General features: G+C 70.1%; 17 protein-coding genes. 11 read left to right on the top strand and 6 right to left on the bottom strand.

The window, feature by feature from the left end; genetic code table 11:
* Nucleotides 1-277 precede the first annotated feature (277 nt).
* Nucleotides 278-871 (bottom strand): snapalysin family zinc-dependent metalloprotease, encoded by a 594-nt coding sequence (locus OG385_RS16170; protein ID WP_266855362.1) that lies wholly within the window; start codon nucleotides 869-871, stop codon nucleotides 278-280.
* 405 nt (nucleotides 872-1,276) lie between these two features.
* Between OG385_RS16170 and OG385_RS16165 the strand changes: the two genes are divergently transcribed.
* Both OG385_RS16165 and OG385_RS16160 read left to right on the top strand, forming a co-directional pair.
* The gene (locus tag OG385_RS16165; protein ID WP_266860914.1) at nucleotides 1,277-2,527 is read left to right on the top strand and encodes a metallophosphoesterase; all 1,251 of its coding nucleotides are present in this window, start codon (nucleotides 1,277-1,279) and stop codon (nucleotides 2,525-2,527) included.
* A 257-nt stretch (nucleotides 2,528-2,784) separates the two neighbouring features.
* Nucleotides 2,785-3,558 (top strand): polysaccharide deacetylase family protein, encoded by a 774-nt coding sequence (locus tag OG385_RS16160; RefSeq protein ID WP_266855361.1) that lies wholly within the window; start codon nucleotides 2,785-2,787, stop codon nucleotides 3,556-3,558.
* Between the two features lie 3 nt (nucleotides 3,559-3,561).
* On the opposite strand, the gene OG385_RS16155 is transcribed toward OG385_RS16160, so the two are convergent.
* Nucleotides 3,562-4,413 (bottom strand): LysR family transcriptional regulator, encoded by an 852-nt coding sequence (locus tag OG385_RS16155; protein ID WP_266855360.1) that lies wholly within the window; start codon nucleotides 4,411-4,413, stop codon nucleotides 3,562-3,564.
* An 80-nt stretch (nucleotides 4,414-4,493) separates the two neighbouring features.
* Here OG385_RS16155 and OG385_RS16150 point away from each other — a divergent pair, with 80 nt between their 5' ends.
* Together OG385_RS16150 and OG385_RS16145 are read left to right on the top strand one after the other, a co-directional pair.
* On the top strand, nucleotides 4,494-4,988 hold the full coding sequence (locus OG385_RS16150; RefSeq protein WP_266855359.1) for a cupin domain-containing protein: 495 nt from the start codon (nucleotides 4,494-4,496) through the stop codon (nucleotides 4,986-4,988).
* A gap of 92 nt (nucleotides 4,989-5,080) precedes the next feature.
* Nucleotides 5,081-5,596: an HAD domain-containing protein gene (locus OG385_RS16145; RefSeq protein ID WP_266855358.1), complete on the top strand. Its 516-nt coding sequence runs from the start codon at nucleotides 5,081-5,083 to the stop codon at nucleotides 5,594-5,596.
* Between the two features lie 81 nt (nucleotides 5,597-5,677).
* Here the strand turns inward: OG385_RS16145 and OG385_RS16140 are convergent, their stop codons facing one another.
* Nucleotides 5,678-7,081, bottom strand: coding sequence for an MFS transporter (locus tag OG385_RS16140; protein WP_266855357.1), 1,404 nt, complete (start codon nucleotides 7,079-7,081; stop codon nucleotides 5,678-5,680).
* 215 nt (nucleotides 7,082-7,296) lie between these two features.
* On the opposite strand from OG385_RS16140, the gene OG385_RS16135 reads away from it, so the two are divergent.
* The 3 genes from OG385_RS16135 to OG385_RS16125 all read left to right on the top strand — a co-directional run bounded on the left by OG385_RS16135 (nucleotide 7,297) and on the right by OG385_RS16125 (nucleotide 9,601).
* Entirely contained in the window at nucleotides 7,297-7,821 is a 525-nt protein-coding gene (locus tag OG385_RS16135; RefSeq protein ID WP_266855356.1) for a MarR family winged helix-turn-helix transcriptional regulator, read from the top strand.
* 119 nt (nucleotides 7,822-7,940) lie between these two features.
* Entirely contained in the window at nucleotides 7,941-8,759 is an 819-nt protein-coding gene (locus OG385_RS16130) for an isocitrate lyase/phosphoenolpyruvate mutase family protein (RefSeq protein ID WP_266855355.1), read from the top strand.
* Between the two features lie 134 nt (nucleotides 8,760-8,893).
* Entirely contained in the window at nucleotides 8,894-9,601 is a 708-nt protein-coding gene (locus tag OG385_RS16125; protein ID WP_266855354.1) for a sensor domain-containing protein, read from the top strand.
* A 99-nt stretch (nucleotides 9,602-9,700) separates the two neighbouring features.
* On the opposite strand, the gene OG385_RS16120 is transcribed toward OG385_RS16125, so the two are convergent.
* Nucleotides 9,701-10,138, bottom strand: a complete 438-nt coding sequence (locus OG385_RS16120; RefSeq protein WP_266855353.1) for a VOC family protein — start codon at nucleotides 10,136-10,138, stop codon at nucleotides 9,701-9,703.
* A 142-nt stretch (nucleotides 10,139-10,280) separates the two neighbouring features.
* The gene (locus tag OG385_RS16115) at nucleotides 10,281-10,952 is read right to left on the bottom strand and encodes an NAD(P)H-binding protein (RefSeq protein ID WP_266855352.1); all 672 of its coding nucleotides are present in this window, start codon (nucleotides 10,950-10,952) and stop codon (nucleotides 10,281-10,283) included.
* A gap of 97 nt (nucleotides 10,953-11,049) precedes the next feature.
* Here OG385_RS16115 and OG385_RS16110 point away from each other — a divergent pair, with 97 nt between their 5' ends.
* The 4 genes from OG385_RS16110 to OG385_RS16095 all read left to right on the top strand — a co-directional run bounded on the left by OG385_RS16110 (nucleotide 11,050) and on the right by OG385_RS16095 (nucleotide 14,822).
* Complete coding sequence (locus OG385_RS16110; protein ID WP_266855351.1) at nucleotides 11,050-11,694, top strand: TetR/AcrR family transcriptional regulator; 645 nt, start codon at nucleotides 11,050-11,052, stop codon at nucleotides 11,692-11,694.
* 68 nt (nucleotides 11,695-11,762) lie between these two features.
* On the top strand, nucleotides 11,763-13,520 hold the full coding sequence (locus OG385_RS16105; RefSeq protein WP_266855350.1) for a M28 family metallopeptidase: 1,758 nt from the start codon (nucleotides 11,763-11,765) through the stop codon (nucleotides 13,518-13,520).
* Nucleotides 13,521-13,691: 171 nt separating this feature from the next.
* Nucleotides 13,692-13,988: a type II toxin-antitoxin system VapB family antitoxin gene (locus OG385_RS16100; RefSeq protein WP_164262735.1), complete on the top strand. Its 297-nt coding sequence runs from the start codon at nucleotides 13,692-13,694 to the stop codon at nucleotides 13,986-13,988.
* A 204-nt stretch (nucleotides 13,989-14,192) separates the two neighbouring features.
* On the top strand, nucleotides 14,193-14,822 hold the full coding sequence (locus tag OG385_RS16095) for a LytR C-terminal domain-containing protein (RefSeq protein WP_266855349.1): 630 nt from the start codon (nucleotides 14,193-14,195) through the stop codon (nucleotides 14,820-14,822).
* Between the two features lie 93 nt (nucleotides 14,823-14,915).
* Here OG385_RS16095 and upp read toward each other — a convergent pair whose 3' ends face one another.
* On the bottom strand, nucleotides 14,916-15,551 hold the full coding sequence (gene upp / locus OG385_RS16090; protein WP_266855348.1) for a uracil phosphoribosyltransferase: 636 nt from the start codon (nucleotides 15,549-15,551) through the stop codon (nucleotides 14,916-14,918).
* Between the last annotated feature and the right edge of the window lies 1 nt (nucleotide 15,552).

The following is a 15,552-nucleotide window of genomic DNA, read 5'->3' as shown; positions in this document are numbered from 1 at the left end:
AGATGCGTCAGATGCGTCAGATGCAGTGGGTGCGGTGAGTGCGGAGGTGTGACGAGCGGGTCGGCGGCCGGGCTCCCGCGGCGGTGACGAGTCGTTGCGGCACCGGCCACAGGAGTCGGGTTTCCACGGCGAGTTCGGATCTCGCGTCCTCCGCACGCGGTTGCCCTCACCGGGCAGTACGCAGAAGGCCCCTGGAATTCGCCATGGTGGCGGGGGCCTTCTGCGCGTGTGCCCAGGGGGCCCTGTGCGGCCGTCCTGCCTGCGTTCCGGCTGCCCGTCAGTGCGCGCCGGCGAGGACCGGTTCGTGCCAGGCGTCGATCACGATCTGGTGCCGCTTCGGGCTCACCTTCGCCGCGCCGCTCGCGTAGTTCCGGTCGACCTGTGCCGCCTCTGCCGCGTTCGGTTTGGCATTGGTGCACGACGTACCGGGGCCGTGGCCGGACATCAGCTCCGAGCACGGTCCGCTGTAGTCGTCCGGCAGCCCGAGGATGTGCCCGGTTTCGTGCGCCGCGATCCGGGTCATGTCGTAGCCCTCATCGACCGCCTCCTGGCCCAGTTGCACCTGGCCTCTGCTGCCGCCCGGGACAATCGGACCGAGTGTCGTCTGGGGCCAGCCGCTGGTCGCCACGTAGACGAAGTTGGCCGAGCCGCGCGAGGTTGCCGGTTGCAGGTGGACGTTGTGGTCCGCCGCGTTCCAGTTGTTCACGCCCTGCGTGATCGCGTCCGCCCACTGTCCTGCTCCACTGGCGTCGTAGGTCAGAGTGACCACCGCCGCGGTCGCCCTCGGCGCGGGGTGCGCCGAAGCGGCACCGGATGTAACGCCCAGCGCGACCGGGACCAGTGCCGCCACGGCTGCCATTCGCTTGATCATGAGACTCGTTCCCCTCCCTGACGTCTGTTGCCCGTGAGCCACAAGGGCACCACGTCATCAGCAGGTGCCACAAGTACGCGGTGAGCAAAGGGAGTTGGGTGTGACCATCTCAGCGGTGATCATTTCTGCTGCGTTTCGTTGATCGCTGACGTCACGGCAGCCCTGCCGGATGACGTCCCAACAGGGTCCGGGCGGTTCCGTGGGGCGCCGTGTGACGGACGATGGGTACTGACGGTGGGGGCGGACATGAGGAGCGGCGCAGTGACAGACAGCGAATCCATCCCGGCGGAATCGGACCTCCGGTCGTCCGGTGGAGGGCCGGAGAGCGGCGCGGCAGGCGCGACGCGGCCCGGGGACGGGGCGGAGCCCGCGTCCGGGGACGGCAGCCCGCGTCCTCCGCGGTCCCTGCGTCGGCGGCTGGGCGGGGCCGTGGTTCTCCTCGTCCTCGTGATGCTGTTCTTCCTGCCCTGGTGGACGCTGTTCGCGTCCGGTGTCGACTGGCCGTTCCCGGTCTTCCTCGTCGGCACGGTCGTCTTCGCCGCCTGGCTGGTCTCCTTCCCCTTCCTCATGGCCGCGGGCCACGGGCGGCGAGGCTCCGACCGGGCGGCCCGCATCGCGGACAGCACCCTCGGGGTGATCTGGGTGCTGTTCACCTGGTCGGCGCTGGGCGGTCTGGTGCACCTCGTGCTGATGGGGCTGGGCGTCGGCGGCGCCGAGCGGGCCAGGAGCATTGCCGTGGCCGTCGCCGTGGTCTCCGCCGGACTGCTGGCGTGGGGACACCACGAAGCCATGCGCGTGCCCCGGGTGAAGCGGCTGGACGTCCACGTCCCCCGGCTCGGCGGCGGTCTGGACGGAACACGTGTCGTGGTGCTGGCCGACACCCACTTCGGGCCGATCGACCGGGCCCGCTGGTCGGCGCGGGTCGCCGAGGCTGTCAACGCGCTCGACGCGGACATCGTGGTCCACGCCGGTGACATCGCCGACGGCACCCCCGCCAAGCGCCGGGAGCAGTCAGCGCCGCTCGGGATGATCCGGTCACGGCTGGCGAAGGTCTACGTGACGGGGAACCACGAGTACTTCGGGGAAGCTCAAGGCTGGCTGGACCGCATGGCGGAACTGGGCTGGGAACCGCTGCACAACCGCCATGTCGTGGTGGAGCGCGGCGGTGACCTCCTCGTCCTGGCCGGTGTGGACGACGTGACCGCGGAGTCCTCCGGGCTGGCCGGACACCGTGCGAACCTGCTCGGTGCGCTGGCCGGGGCAGACCCGGAACGGCCGGTCCTGCTCGTCGCCCACCAGCCCAAGTACGTCGGCCAGGCCGCTGCGGCCGGTGTCGACCTCCAGGTCTCCGGGCACACGCACGGCGGCCAGATCTGGCCGTTCAACTTCCTCGTCCGGATCGATCAGCCGGTGGTGCAGGGTCTGAGCCGGCACGGCGAGCGCACGCAGCTCTACACCAGCCGGGGCGCCGGCTTCTGGGGGCCGCCCTTCCGGGTCTTCGCACCGAGCGAGATCACGCTGCTCACCTTGCGGCCGGGCGGCGACCTGGCCACGCCGGAGCGCACCGGAGACACGGCAGCGGACGGCACGGACTCCACGGCGGGCACGGGTGCCGATGAGACCGGTGTCGATGAGACCGGTGTCGATGACAGCTGACCGCAGGGCGACACCCCCCAGTGCGGCAGAGGCAGCCGGCGGGCGGCAGTCGGCAGTCGGCACCCGGGGCGAGTTCAGGCCACCCCGAGCGGTTCCGGACGCTGTTCGCGGGGAGTTGTCCGCGAACAGTTGTCCGCGAACTCCCCCGGAATTGTCCGTGATCGGTAACGGACGCATCCGTCGGCCCCCGCTCCTCGTCCCTCCAAGTGGTCGCAAGGTGGCCGGGATCGGCGAGGGACTGGGATTAAGGGGCGGACATGGCACTGCACGGCGGCGGGCGGGGCTGGTACGGCAAGGTGTTCGGGGCGGCTCTCGGGGTGACGATGCTCGCCGCCGGTGCCTCGGTGTGGACCGCGCAGGCCGGTTCCGCGGGCATCTCGTCACCGAAGGCGACCGCTCCGGCCATGCCGGGCAGTGATGTCAAGCAGGTCGAAACGTCCATCGCGCACTCCTCGGACGCGGGAACGCACGGCGTCAACATCACCATCGACGACGGCCCCGACCCCACGTGGACCCCTCAAGTGCTGGACCTTCTGCGGGAGTACGGGGTGAAAGCCACGTTCTGCATGATCGGGCCGGAGGCGCAGGCCCACCCGGACCTCGTGAAGAAGGTGGTCGCGGCCGGGCACCGGCTGTGCGACCACACGGTGTCGCACGACACCACCATGGACAAGAAGTCCGAGGCCTACCAGTCCCAGCAGATACTCGACGCCGAGCGCATGATCACCAAGGCCTCCGGGGGCGTACGGCCGATGTACTACCGGGCGCCCGGCGGGGCCTTCACCCCTTACAGCCGCAAGCTCGCCGCTTCCCGGGGCATGCGCCCGCTGGGCTGGAACGTGGACAGCAAGGACTTCGAGCGTCCGGGTACGGACGCCATCGTCGCCACGGTCGAGCAGGAACTGCCCAACGGACCGACGCTCCTCTTCCACGACGCGGGCGGTGACCGTTCCCAGACCGTCGAGGCCCTGCGCCGCCTCCTCCCCCACCTCAAGGAGCAGGGCTACTCCTTCGGCTTCCCGGTGCACTGAGGCTCAGCGGCGGTACGCGGCTGTCGCCGTCTCGGTGAAGGACCGGATCAACGGGTTGGCGTCACCTTTGTTCCACGCCACCACCACTCGGCTCGGCGTCATGTCGATCAGCGGCACCACCGCCAGCTCCGCGGACAGGTCGTGGCCGAGCGGGGCCAGGCCGACCGTGCCGTTCCACAGCACGGCCTGCACGCATTCCTGGACGGTGCGCACCACCGGGCCCTCGCGCACCGTGCCGCCGTTCCAGTAGGACTGCCAGACGGCGTCGGTCCCCTGCGGGAACTGGAACCAGCGGCGGTCGTTCAGGTCGGCCAGCCGTAGCCGGTCGCGGTGGGCCAGCGGATCGTCGGCGCGCAGGACCGCGCCGACCGGATCGGTCCGCAGCGCACCCACCGTCAGGGCAGTCTCGTCGAACGGCGCCCTGGTCAGGGCGACATCGACCAGCCCGGCCCGCAGCCCGCAGGTCGGGTCGGTCAGGTCGGTGTCGCGGATGCGGATGTCGATGCCGGGGTGGCGCCGGCGGTAGGCGGCCGCCAGCGCCGTCACTCCCGGGTCGGTGCCGTCCCCCAGGATGCCGACGGTGATGGCCGCGACGCCGGCTGCCGCACTGACGCGTACGCGTACGCGGTCGGCATGGCCGAGCAGGGCCCGCGCCTCGTCGAGCAGCACCGTGCCGACCGGGGTGAGATCGACGCCGGCGGGCGAGCGGGCGAACAGCAGGGCTCCGACTTCGGCCTCCAACTGCTTGATCGCTCTGCTCAGCGGCGGCTGACTCATATGCAGTCGGGTGGCGGCCCGGCCGAAGTGGAGTTCCTCGGCGACGGCCACGAAGTAGCGCAGGGTCCGTAGCTCCACGCTGCAACGATACCCACGAGGTATGGGCGTTGGGGGATGGGTCTTGGACAGCTGGGAGCCCCGGAGGTGCACTTGCGGACATGACCGAAGCAGCGAAGACCAGCGAGCCGCAGGACGGCCCTTCCGTATCAGTGGTGAGCCCCGGCGACGGCGAGACGATCGTCCTGGGCACCACGCGCATGCGCGTCCTTGAGGACGGCAGCCGCACCGAACACCGCCTCGCGATCGCCGAGTCCGTCCTCGCCCCGCACACCCAGGGGCCGCCGCAGCACCGCCACGCCCGACACGACGAGGGCTTCTACGTCCTTTCCGGCACCGTGCAGTTCACCGTCGGGGACGAGACCCACGACGCCACCGCGGGCACATTCGTGATGGTTCCGCCCGGCGCCCCGCACACCTTCGCCAACCCGGGCGACCAACCCGCAGTCATGCTCAGCATGTTCACCCCGGACCTGTACGTGCAGTACTTCCGGGACCTGCAGGGCGTACTCGCCGCCGGCCGGCCGCTGACGCCACAGGCCGGCATCGCCATGATGAGCCGCTACGCCACCAGGCCGGCCACCGACTTCACCTGAAGCCGGGCCAGAAGCCGGGCGGGCGGAACGACCCGGTTCTGGTTCTGGTCCGGGTTTTTCGAATTGTCCTGTACGACCGTTACGGTGCAGCTGTGACCCGTTCCCCGCTGCGCCCCCTTCTCTTCCTGGACATCGACGGGACGCTCATCCCCTTCGGCGCGACGCCGGAGCAGTACCCGGACGGCTACCCGACGTACCCGTACAAGCAGCGTGAAGTCGGCGCGCATCCCCTGCTGGCCAGGGTCGATCCCGCGCTCGGGCCCCGGCTGATGGGGCTGCCGTGCGAGCTGGTGTGGGCCACCACCTGGGAGGCCGAGGCCAACGAGTGCCTTGCGCCGCTGCTCGGCCTGGAGCAACTCCCCGTAGTCGCCTGGCGGGAGGCGTCCTACGAGGACGTGCGCCGCGGCCTCCACTGGAAGACCCGCACCCTTCTCGACTGGTCCGAAGGCCGCCCCTTCGCCTGGCTCGACGACGAGATCACCGACACCGACCGGGCCTGGGTGGCGGAACACCACCCCGCCCGCGCCCTCCTCCACCGCGTCGACCACCGTCACGGTCTCACCGATGCGGACTTCGCCGCTCTCGATGAGTGGCTGCGTGCGGGTTAGCCGTCCGTACGCCATCACCCCCGGGCCGCCGCCTCTGCCGTGAAGTGGAGGACCTCCGCGCCCCCAGATCTCCCGTATCCCTCACGCCCCCGTGCTCCCCTCCGCCTCCCCCGCCGGCGCCGCGAACTCCTCGGGCCTGCCCTTCTTCGGCAGCAGGAGCGTGATCGCCAGAAACGCGACCAGCAGGCACCCCTGGACCAGGAGGGCGTGGTGAAAGCCGGTGGTGAAGTCGCCCGATGTGGCGCGGGCGAAGAACACCGAGCCGAACACGGCCACACCGATCGAGCCACCGATCGACTGCACCGCCGACAGCACCCCGGACGCCGAACCGATCTCGTCGTCGTCGACCGCGGCAAGAATGAAGCTGAACAGTGCGGCAATGACCAGACCGGCACCGATGCCGCAGACGACCACGCCCGGCGCGATGTCCCAGATGGAGAACGTGCCGCCGATGTGCCCGAGTTCGTACCAGAGCAGCGCCGCGCCGCCCAGCTGCACCAGCGGGCCGATCTGTAGGACCGCCCGGCCGATCCGGTCGGCGAGTACGGCTCCGCTGACCGCGCCGCCGATCGCCGTACCCAGCGCCAGCGGCAGGTTGCCCAGACCTGCCTCTCCGGCCGTGAAGCGGTGGCCGATCTGGAGGAAGAGGGTCAGGACCAGCTGCACTCCGATCAACCCGCCGAGGAACAGCGCGATCCCGCCCAGCCCGACCGTGAAGGCCGGCTTGCGCAGCAGGGCAAAGGCGACGAGCGGCTCGCGTCCCTGCGCCGCCGTGCGTCGCTGCTGTACGGCGAAGAGCGCGAACCCTGCCACCGAAGCGGCCATGCAGAGCCATGTCCACAGGGGCCAGCCCGCGTCCTGGCCCTGGTTCAGGGGCAGGACGAGCAGGGCGCAGGCGAGGGCCACCAGAGCCGCGCCCGTACTGTCGACGAGCACGGCGCGGTCGCCCGGTTTCCTGGGAACGAACTTCGCGGCAACGACCAGGGCCACGAGGCCGATCGGCACGTTCACCAGGAACACCAGCCGCCAGCCGAGACCGAAGAAGTCTCCCTGGATGAGGCCACCGCCCAGCACCGGGCCGACGATGCCGCCGAGTCCGAGCACCGGGCCGAAGACCCCGAACACCTTGGTCAGTTCTGCCCCGGTGAAGTTCTCACGCAGCAGGCCGAGCCCCTGGGGCAGCAGCATCGCCCCGGCCGCCCCCTGGACGAGCCGGAACGCGATCAGGGTCCCGATGTTCGGCGCGGTCGCGCAGAGCAGTGAGGACGCGGTGAACGATCCCAGGCCGATCAGGAACATCCTGCGCCGCCCGTACCGGTCACCCAGCCGGCCGCCCAGCACCAGCCCTGCACCCAGCGTGAGCGCGTAGCCGCCGATCACCCACTGGAGGCCCACGGATGTCGCACCGAGCGACCTCTCCAGGTCCGGCCCGGCCACATTGACGATCGACGCGTCCAGCAGATCCATGATCTCCGCGACGAGCATCACCACCAGGATCAGCCACCGCCAACGGTAGGGAGCCGGTGGGGGCGGGGGCTCTGCCCGTGTCGTCGGGAGCGGTGTGGATGTCGGTGTCGGTGTCGGTGTCGGTGTCGGTGTCGGTGACAGCGGGCGGTCGGCCGGGGCCGGGGAAGCGCTCATTATGCCTCAGACTCTTGATTACCAATTTTATTAGCAATATCGAGAGTATCCTGTCCTCCATGGATGTCACATCGCCGGGCCCCGCCACCCCGGAAGCCGGACCCTTGACCAGTCCCGCAGCCGGTCCCGCAGCCGGCTCAACAGCCGGCGCGGAACGCAGCGGTGCCATCCGTGATCAGCTGCGGCTCCTGACGCTGACCCAGCAGCGATTCGAGCGGTACCTGAGCCGTCGGCTCCAGGTGGACCCGGCCGGACTCGCGGTGATGGACCATCTCGTCCATACCGGTCCGACCACCCCCACCGACCTCGCCCGCCGCCTGGACGCCTCGACCGCCGCGACGACGCTCGTGATCGACCGGCTCGCGGCCGGTGGGCATGTCACCCGGCAGCCCCACCCCACCGACCGCCGCAAGGTGATCATCACGCCCGCCGACCACTGGGAGGCGACGGCCTACGAGCACGTCGCGCCGCTCGTGCAGGGCGTCACCGCCGCCGCCGAAGCACTGGCACCCGAGGAGCAGGCCGTCGTGGCGGCCTTCCTGCAACGGATCGTCGGCGCCTACGACGAGGCGATCAGGCCCTGACCCACCGGTTCGACGGTTCGACGGGCGCTGAACAGCCAGGGGCCTACGGTGGAAACAACCCGTACCGCGCCTCACCCGCACCCGCACCCGCACCCGCACCCGGCGTAAGGAAGCGTCCGATGAACCCCTTGAGCCCCTTCGAAGAGTTCCGCGCCCTGCACCTGCCCACCGCCGAGGGGCCGCTCGTCCTGCCCAACGCCTGGGACCACGCCTCGGCTGCCGCACTCGCCGAGGCCGGGTTCCGCGCCATCGGGACGACCAGTCTCGGGGTCGCGGCAGCGGCGGGAAAGCCGGACGCGACCGGTGACGCCCGCGCGGAGACCGTGCAGCTCGCACTGGGGCTCGTCCGGATGGACGCCCTGATCAGCGTGGACATCGAAGGCGGCTTCAGCACCGACCCGGACGAAGTCGGGCAGCTCGCCGCCGAATTGGCGGACGCGGGCGTCGCCGGAGTCAACATCGAGGACGGACGGACCGACGGCACCCTCGCCGATCAGGACCGGCAGTGCGAGATCATCCGGGCTGTGAAGGACGCGGCACCCGAGCTCTTCGTGAACGCCCGTACGGACACCTACTGGCTCCCCGGGCACACGGAAGAGACCGCGCGCCGGGCGGATGCCTACCAACGCGCGGGCGCCGACGGCCTGTTCGTCCCGGGCCTCCAGGACGGACATGCCATCAGCGCACTGATCCGGGACCTCGCCGTACCGCTCAACATCCTGGTGTCGCCCGGCGGGCCCTCCGCCGAAGGGCTCGCCGCGCTGGGGGTACGCCGGATCAGCTGTGGTTCCCTGCTGTTCCGGGCGGCCCTGCACGCAGCGGTCAGCACGGCCAGGGCCGTTGCCGACAGCACGGCGCTCCCCGCCGGGACGTCCGGCATCCCTTCGTACGCTGCGGCGCAGGCCCTCTCGGAGCGATTCGGCGGCACCTGCACCTGAGGCGAACAACCGCAACCGGATGGGGGGCTGGCCCCACCTCGAAGAGGCCGGGCCACACCATCCCGCCCGGCACGCGAATCCGGGATCGTCGAGGTCATCAGGACGGCACGTCCCACCGCGATGATCCGAGGCCCATGATGAGCACCAGCACCCTTCCGCACACGGCGCAGACCCCAGCCGTCACTCCGGGCACAGCCAGCACCGGATTCTGGCGGGCGCCCTTCTCCTCCAGGACGTTCCGGGAGGTCGGGTACACCTTCACCTCGCTGCTGGTCGCCATCGTCGGATTCACTTTCGCGGTGGCGATGTTCTCGCTGAGCGCGGGACTGGCGGTGACGGTGATCGGGCTGCCGGTGGCCGCCGCCATGCTGGCCGGGGCACGGGGGCTCGGAACCGCCGAGCGGGGCCGGGCCCGTAGACAACTCGGCCTCGATGTCGCTGCTCCCGCCCCTGTCCGGCGCTCGCCGCACTCCGGCCGGTGGTCCGCGCTGACGGCCCGCCTGACGGACGCCGCGGGATGGAAGGCGCTGCTGTTCCAGATCCTCATGTTCCCGTGGCGGGTGGCGAGCTTCGTCCTCTCGCTGACCTTCCTGGTCACCGGCTGGGCAGTCGCGCTCTATCCGGCCTACCGGTGGGTCTTTCCGCGCTACGTGGGCTGGCCCGGCTATCCGTTGTACGACTACACGTCCAACGGTGTGCACCACCACTACTACCTCACGTCACCGCTCCAGATCGGCGCGTCCTCCCTGCTGGGCCTGGTGATCGTCTTCCTCACCCCGCAGCTCGTACGCGCCCTGACGAACGTCGACCGCGCGGCAGTCCGTGGCCTGCTCGGCAAGTAACGCGCCTCGGCAGGTAACGCTGCTCAGCAAGTGACACGCCTCGGCATGTGATGCTCCTCGCCAAGTGGCCCTACCAACACCCCTGTTCCCTCACAGCTGTCACGCGTCCTGTGGGTACCAGCGCAGTTCGACGGTGTTCCCGTCCGGGTCCCGCACGTACACCGACTGGGCGCGCCCCCGGGCGCCGAACCGCGCACCAGGACCGTCCACCACGGTGAATTCGGCCAACTCACCCGCGTCGATCGCCTGTTGCCAGTCGAGCGGCTCGACCACCAGACAGATGTGGTCGACATTGGCACCACCGGCCGCCGGACCCTGCCCGCCCTGGGCTGCCTGCCCGGCCCCAGGGCTCTCCGGCGCACGGACGATATCGATGATCGTCACAGGACTGACCCGCACGGACGGAAAGGGCGCTTCACCCGCACGCCACTCCTTCACCCGGACCGGTTCGAGACCGAGCAGGCCGGAGTAGAACTCAAGAGAGCGCTCGATATCGGCGACGTTGAGGACAAGGTGGTCGAAGCCGGTCACCCGCATGGAAACTCCCTCTCATGGCTCACCCTCATGGCTCGCCTCCTGAACTGCCCCATGAACTGCATCTCATGAACTCCGTCCCGCCCGGAGCGCACCCCCATTCCACCCAAATTCCACTCAACGTAACGCGCGTCAGGCAGGAGGATCAGTGACCGTTCCGCGCAACGCGATTGATCTCCGCGCTGTCCAGGACAGGTTCGCCCGCTCCCTGTTGCCCGGCGACCGCAATCATCGCGCGCGCCACGCTCTCGGTCGTGGTCACGTGATGGGGGATCACCCGCCGCAGCAGCGGATAGAGCCAGGAAATAGCCGCATACATCCATCGATAGGCCGGCGTTTTCGATACCCCGCCGCGCGATGACTGGATATACCCGGGCCGGAACATATATGCGTGAAAGGGCATCGCCCGGAGTTCGTTCTCCGTACGCCCCTTCACCCGAGCCCACATCGAGCGGCCGCGTTCCGTGCTGTCGGTGCCAGCGCCCGAGACATAGACGAAGGTCAGCCCTGGGTTGTCGGGCAGCGCCCGCGCCGCAGCGAGCGTGTAGTCGTAGGTGACGCGCCGGTACTCCTCCTCGCGCCTGCCGAGCGAGGAAATACCCAGACAGAAGAAGCAGGCATCGGCATCCTCGAAATCCGCGGCGAGCGACGAGAAATCCGCGAAGTCCTGGTGGACGACCTCCCGGAGTTTCGGATGCTGCACCCCGAGTGGGTTACGTACGACCGCGAGAACGCTCTCCACCCGCGCGTCGAGCAGACACTCACGCAAAACGCCCTGACCGACCATTCCGGATGCACCGAAGAGAATTACCTTCACGGTCGCGACGCTAACAGAAGTGGCAGCACTAACAGACCGCCGTTTCACTATGAGCGGGAAGGCGACCGCTTTCCCGCTCTCGTATGCTGACCGAGTCATGTCACCAGAGAGTTTCCTCCGGGCGCGCAGACCGGAGCAGAAGCAGCAGCGGCGCGAGACCATTCTCGCGGCCGCCCGCCGTCTTGCACTGGAACACGGAGTACGGCGCGTAACGCTCGGCAGCGTCGCCGATGCCGTGGGGCTCGCCAAGTCCAATGTCATCCGGTATTTCGGCACCCGCGAAGAGATCTTCCTGGTGCTCGCGGCAGAGGACTGGCAGGAGTGGCGGAGTGAGGTGGCCGCGCGGCTGGACGCGGGCGAGGAAGCCGTCGGCGCGCTCGCCGAGACCCTCGCCGAACGGCCGCTCTTCTGCGATCTGCTCAGCCAGACCGCGACGATCCTGGAACACAACATCTCGCTGGAAGCGGCCCGCATCTACAAGCACACCGTGCTCGCCGCCATCTCCTCGCTGAGCGCCCACGTGGCGCGGGCCCGCCCCGGGCTGACCGCACGCGAGTGCACCGATCTGGTGTCGACCGCCGGGGCCCTCGCCGGCACGCTCTACCCGATGGCCACCCCGCCGCCCGTACTGGCCGAGCTGTACGCCCAGGACCCACAACTCGCGGCCGTCCGGCCCGCACTGCTCCCGACGCTGCGGCGCACCCTGTCCGCACTGGCCGCCGGACTGCCCGCCGTGCGCTGACAGCCGCCGCCTGCACCCGAACGCCACACCGGCGTTCGTTGCGCGTGGTCACGCGGGAAAGATCCCGGATGACCCCGACACGCAGCAGCACGACACGCAGCAGCACGACACCCCGCACCGCCGGCGCCACCGCCACCGCCGTCTCTCGGGCGGCCCGCGGTTCTCTGGCGGCCCTGGCGGCCGTGGTCTCCCTGGCCCTGGTCCCGGCAGCCGCACCCGCCACCGCGGCGCCGTACCCCGTACGCCCCGATCCGGCCGCGCAGGCCGCGCAGTTGTCCCGGGAGCTGGTACGGGCCTCGTCCGCGCGGGGCGCCTACCGGCAACTGCAAAAGTTCCAGTCGCTCGCCGACGCACACCACTCCACGCGCGCCGCCGGGACGCCCGGCCACGAGGCGTCGGCCGAGTACGTCCACGACACCCTGCGGAAGGCCGGCTTCCGGGTCTCGTACCAGCCCTTCCCCATCACCTACACCGAGACCCGGGCCGAGAAGCTGGCCGTCGTCGCGCCCGCCCCGCGCGAACTGGCGGTCTCGGCGCTCACGTACACCAGGTCCACCCCGGTGGGCGGGATCACGGCCGCACTCGCCGCCGTACCGGTGGACGCCACCACGGGGTGCGAGCCGGCCGACTACGCAGCGGGGGCGTTCACCGGCAGGATCGCGCTGATCCGCCGCGGCGGCTGCACGTTCGCCCAGAAACAGAAGACGGCGGCCGGTGCGGGTGCGGTGGCCGCGCTCATCGCCAACAACACGCCCGGCACGCTGTCGGGCACCCTCGAATCCCCCAAGGGCGTGAAGATCCCCACCGGCGGCATCTCGCAGGCCGACGGCGCAGCACTGGCCGCCCGAGCCCAACGGGCCACCGCACGCCCGCAGACCAACCCACGCACCAAGGCCGGTCCCGGCCCCGCCCCGGCCCGCACCCCCCACACCCCCGCCGTGACCGTCAGGCTGGAGATCCGCCAGCTCCAGGAGCGGCGCACCACACGCAACGTCATCGCCGAGACCAGGGGCGGCGACCCGGCCCACACCGTGATGCTCGGCGCCCATCTGGACTCGGTCACGGCGGGACCCGGCATCAACGACGACGGCTCGGGCTCGGCCGGCCTCATCGAGGTCGCCCAGCAGCTCGCCCGAGCCCGCCAACAGCCCGCCAACAAGGTCCGGTTCGCCTGGTGGTCGGCGGAGGAGCTGGGGCTGCGCGGCTCCGAGGCGTACGTCAGGAACCTCACCGCCCCGCAGCGGAAACAGCTCGCGCTCTATCTGAACTTCGACATGATCGCCTCCCCGAACTACGCCCAGCTCGTCTACGACGGCGACAACTCGGACGCCAAGGGCGCCGGCGCGGGCCCGGCGGGGTCCGGCCGGCTGGAGAAGGGGATCACCGCCTTCCTGGACCGCAGACATGTGCCGCACGAGGGCACGGACTTCGACGGCCGCTCCGACTACGGCCCGTTCATCGCCGCGGGCATCCCGTCGGGCGGCACCTTCACCGGCGCGGAGGAGATCAAGACCGCCGCACAGGCCAAGAAGTTCGGCGGGAAGGCGGGGGTCGCGCTCGATGCCTGCTATCACCTGGCGTGCGACACCCTGAAGAACATCAACATGAAGGCGTTCGGCATCAACATCGCCGTCATGGCCGACGCCGTGGGGACGTACGCATCCGACGTGCGCTCACTGACACCGAGCACCGGACACCGGCACCGGGCGTCGAGCACCAGGCACCGGGCGTCGGGGATCGGCACCGGGCACCGCGCTCCTGAGAGCCGTTACCGAACGTCCGACCGGCCCCGTCAGGAACGAGTACATCGCGTGCAGGAACAGTGAAGGCCGGGTGCCCATCCGCAATCTTGGCCACAGGGTCACCGGAGGGGGTGGTTCCGATCCTGGTTCACTCCCGATTCACTCCCGATATGTCACCAGATAAGGGCTTTGGGCCGCGGTGCCACCGCCACACCGTGGCTGCGCCCGGAGGCGCTTCCCCGGTAGGCTTTCCGTGTGATCTTCAAGCGCATCGGAAGCGGACGCCCGTACCCCGACCACGGCAGGGAATCCACCCGCCAGTGGGCGGATGTAGCGCCGCGCCCGGTCCGGCTGGACCAGCTCGTGACCACCAAGGGCCAGCTGGACCTCGAAACGCTGCTCGCGGAGGACTCCACGTTCTACGGGGATCTCTTCGCGCACGTCGTGAAGTGGCAGGGCGACCTCTATCTGGAGGACGGGCTGCACCGGGCCGTGCGAGCCGCACTTCAGCAGCGGCAGGTCCTGCACGCCCGCGTCCTCGACATGGGCTGACGCATCGACGCGGACTGACGCCTCGACATGGGCTGACGACTCAACGCAGGCTGACGACTCACCGGCTCACAGCTCGCGCGGGGGTAGGGAATCCACCCTGGCCAGAGCCGTTTACTGGTCCTTTTGGGGCCATTTTCGCCCATCCGGCGGTCATCAGATGATCGTTCAGTTCGCATCGCTGCCCCACCGCACTACGCTGCGCTCATGAGCATGCTCACACCCCCCGGCATGGGCGGAAAGTACCGCATCACGGGCGACAAGTACCCGAGGATGCACCGCCCCCGACGGCGTGGCCGACTCGTCTTCGGGATCGTGGCCGCAGTCGTCGCCCTCGGCCTGGTCGGCTGGGGATCCCTGCAGCTCATCCACCTCTTCACCGGCGGCTCCCACAAGGTGTCGGCCGCGGGCCAGCAGCACGATTGCAAAGCCGGTTCCTCGCCCGCCGCCACCGCGCCGAAGGCACTGCCGAAGCCCGCGAAGATCAAGGTCAACGTCTACAACGCGACCCCGCGCGGCGGACTCGCCAAGTCCACAGCCGACGAGCTCAAGAAGCGCGGCTTCACCATCGGCAAGGTGGGCAACGCCCCGGCGGCCTTCGACAAGAAGATCCCCGGCACCGCGCTGCTGCTGGGCTCGGCCAAGACCCCGGACGCGTCGTTCTCCGTACTCGGTACGCAGGTCAAGGGCGCCACGCAGAAGACCGACACCCGGAAGACCAACGACGTCGACCTGATCATCGGCACCGGCTTCAAGGCCCTGGACACGAAGCAGGACGCCGCCAAGGCGCTGACCGTACTGGCCCATCCCCAGCCGGCACCCACCGGGAAGTGCTGACGTTCGCGGAGCAGCACCGCCGGCCCGCCCCCGAGCCGGGGACGGAGCCGAAGCCGGGGCCGGGGCCGGAGCCCCGGCGTCCTCCCCGCTCGGCTACTCGGCCGACCCGTACATCCGGTCACCCGCGTCGCCGAGCCCCGGCACGATGTAGCCCTGCTCGTTGAGCCGCTCGTCGACGGAGGCGGTGACCACCGTGACCGGGGTGCCCGCCAGCTCGCTCTCCATGACCTCGACGCCCTCGGGCGCGGCGAGGAGCACGACGGCCGTGACGTCGTCGGCGCCGCGCGCGATCAGCTCGCGGATCGCGGCGACCAGCGTGCCGCCGGTGGCCAGCATCGGGTCCAGGACGTACACCTGACGCCCCGAGAGGTCGTCGGGCATCCGCGACGCGTAGGTGGACGCCTTCAGCGTCTCCTCGTCACGGACCATGCCCAGGAAGCCCACTTCGGCGGTCGGCAGCAGCCGCACCATTCCTTCGAGCATGCCGAGCCCCGCCCGCAGGATCGGCACGACCAGGGGGCGCGGGTACGACAGCTTCACGCCGGTGGTCGCCGTCACCGGGGTGTCGATGCCGACCTGCTCGGTGCGCACATCGCGCGTGGCTTCGTACGCGAGCAGGGTGACCAGCTCGTCGGCGAGGCGCCGGAAGGTGGCGGAGTCGGTGCGCTTGTCGCGCAGCGTGGTGAGTTTGTGCGCCACCAGCGGGTGGTCGACGACGTGGATACGCATA

The sequence above is a fragment of the Streptomyces sp. NBC_01306 genome (assembly GCF_026340465.1).
Taxonomy (GTDB): domain Bacteria; phylum Actinomycetota; class Actinomycetes; order Streptomycetales; family Streptomycetaceae; genus Streptomyces.
This window is presented reverse-complemented; position numbering and strand designations above follow the sequence as displayed.

Coding starts and splice junctions, on each gene's coding strand:
- OG385_RS16170 (WP_266855362.1), bottom strand. CDS start 871: ATGATCAAGCGAATGGCAGCCGTGGCGGCACTGGTCCCGGTCGCGCTG.
- OG385_RS16160 (WP_266855361.1), top strand. CDS start 2,785: ATGGCACTGCACGGCGGCGGGCGGGGCTGGTACGGCAAGGTGTTCGGG.
- OG385_RS16150 (WP_266855359.1), top strand. CDS start 4,494: ATGACCGAAGCAGCGAAGACCAGCGAGCCGCAGGACGGCCCTTCCGTA.
- OG385_RS16140 (WP_266855357.1), bottom strand. CDS start 7,081: ATGCTCGTCGCGGAGATCATGGATCTGCTGGACGCGTCGATCGTCAAT.
- OG385_RS16135 (WP_266855356.1), top strand. CDS start 7,297: ATGGATGTCACATCGCCGGGCCCCGCCACCCCGGAAGCCGGACCCTTG.
- OG385_RS16130 (WP_266855355.1), top strand. CDS start 7,941: ATGAACCCCTTGAGCCCCTTCGAAGAGTTCCGCGCCCTGCACCTGCCC.
- OG385_RS16125 (WP_266855354.1), top strand. CDS start 8,894: ATGATGAGCACCAGCACCCTTCCGCACACGGCGCAGACCCCAGCCGTC.
- OG385_RS16120 (WP_266855353.1), bottom strand. CDS start 10,138: ATGCGGGTGACCGGCTTCGACCACCTTGTCCTCAACGTCGCCGATATC.
- OG385_RS16110 (WP_266855351.1), top strand. CDS start 11,050: ATGTCACCAGAGAGTTTCCTCCGGGCGCGCAGACCGGAGCAGAAGCAG.
- OG385_RS16105 (WP_266855350.1), top strand. CDS start 11,763: ATGACCCCGACACGCAGCAGCACGACACGCAGCAGCACGACACCCCGC.
- OG385_RS16095 (WP_266855349.1), top strand. CDS start 14,193: ATGAGCATGCTCACACCCCCCGGCATGGGCGGAAAGTACCGCATCACG.
- upp (WP_266855348.1), bottom strand. CDS start 15,551: ATGCGTATCCACGTCGTCGACCACCCGCTGGTGGCGCACAAACTCACC.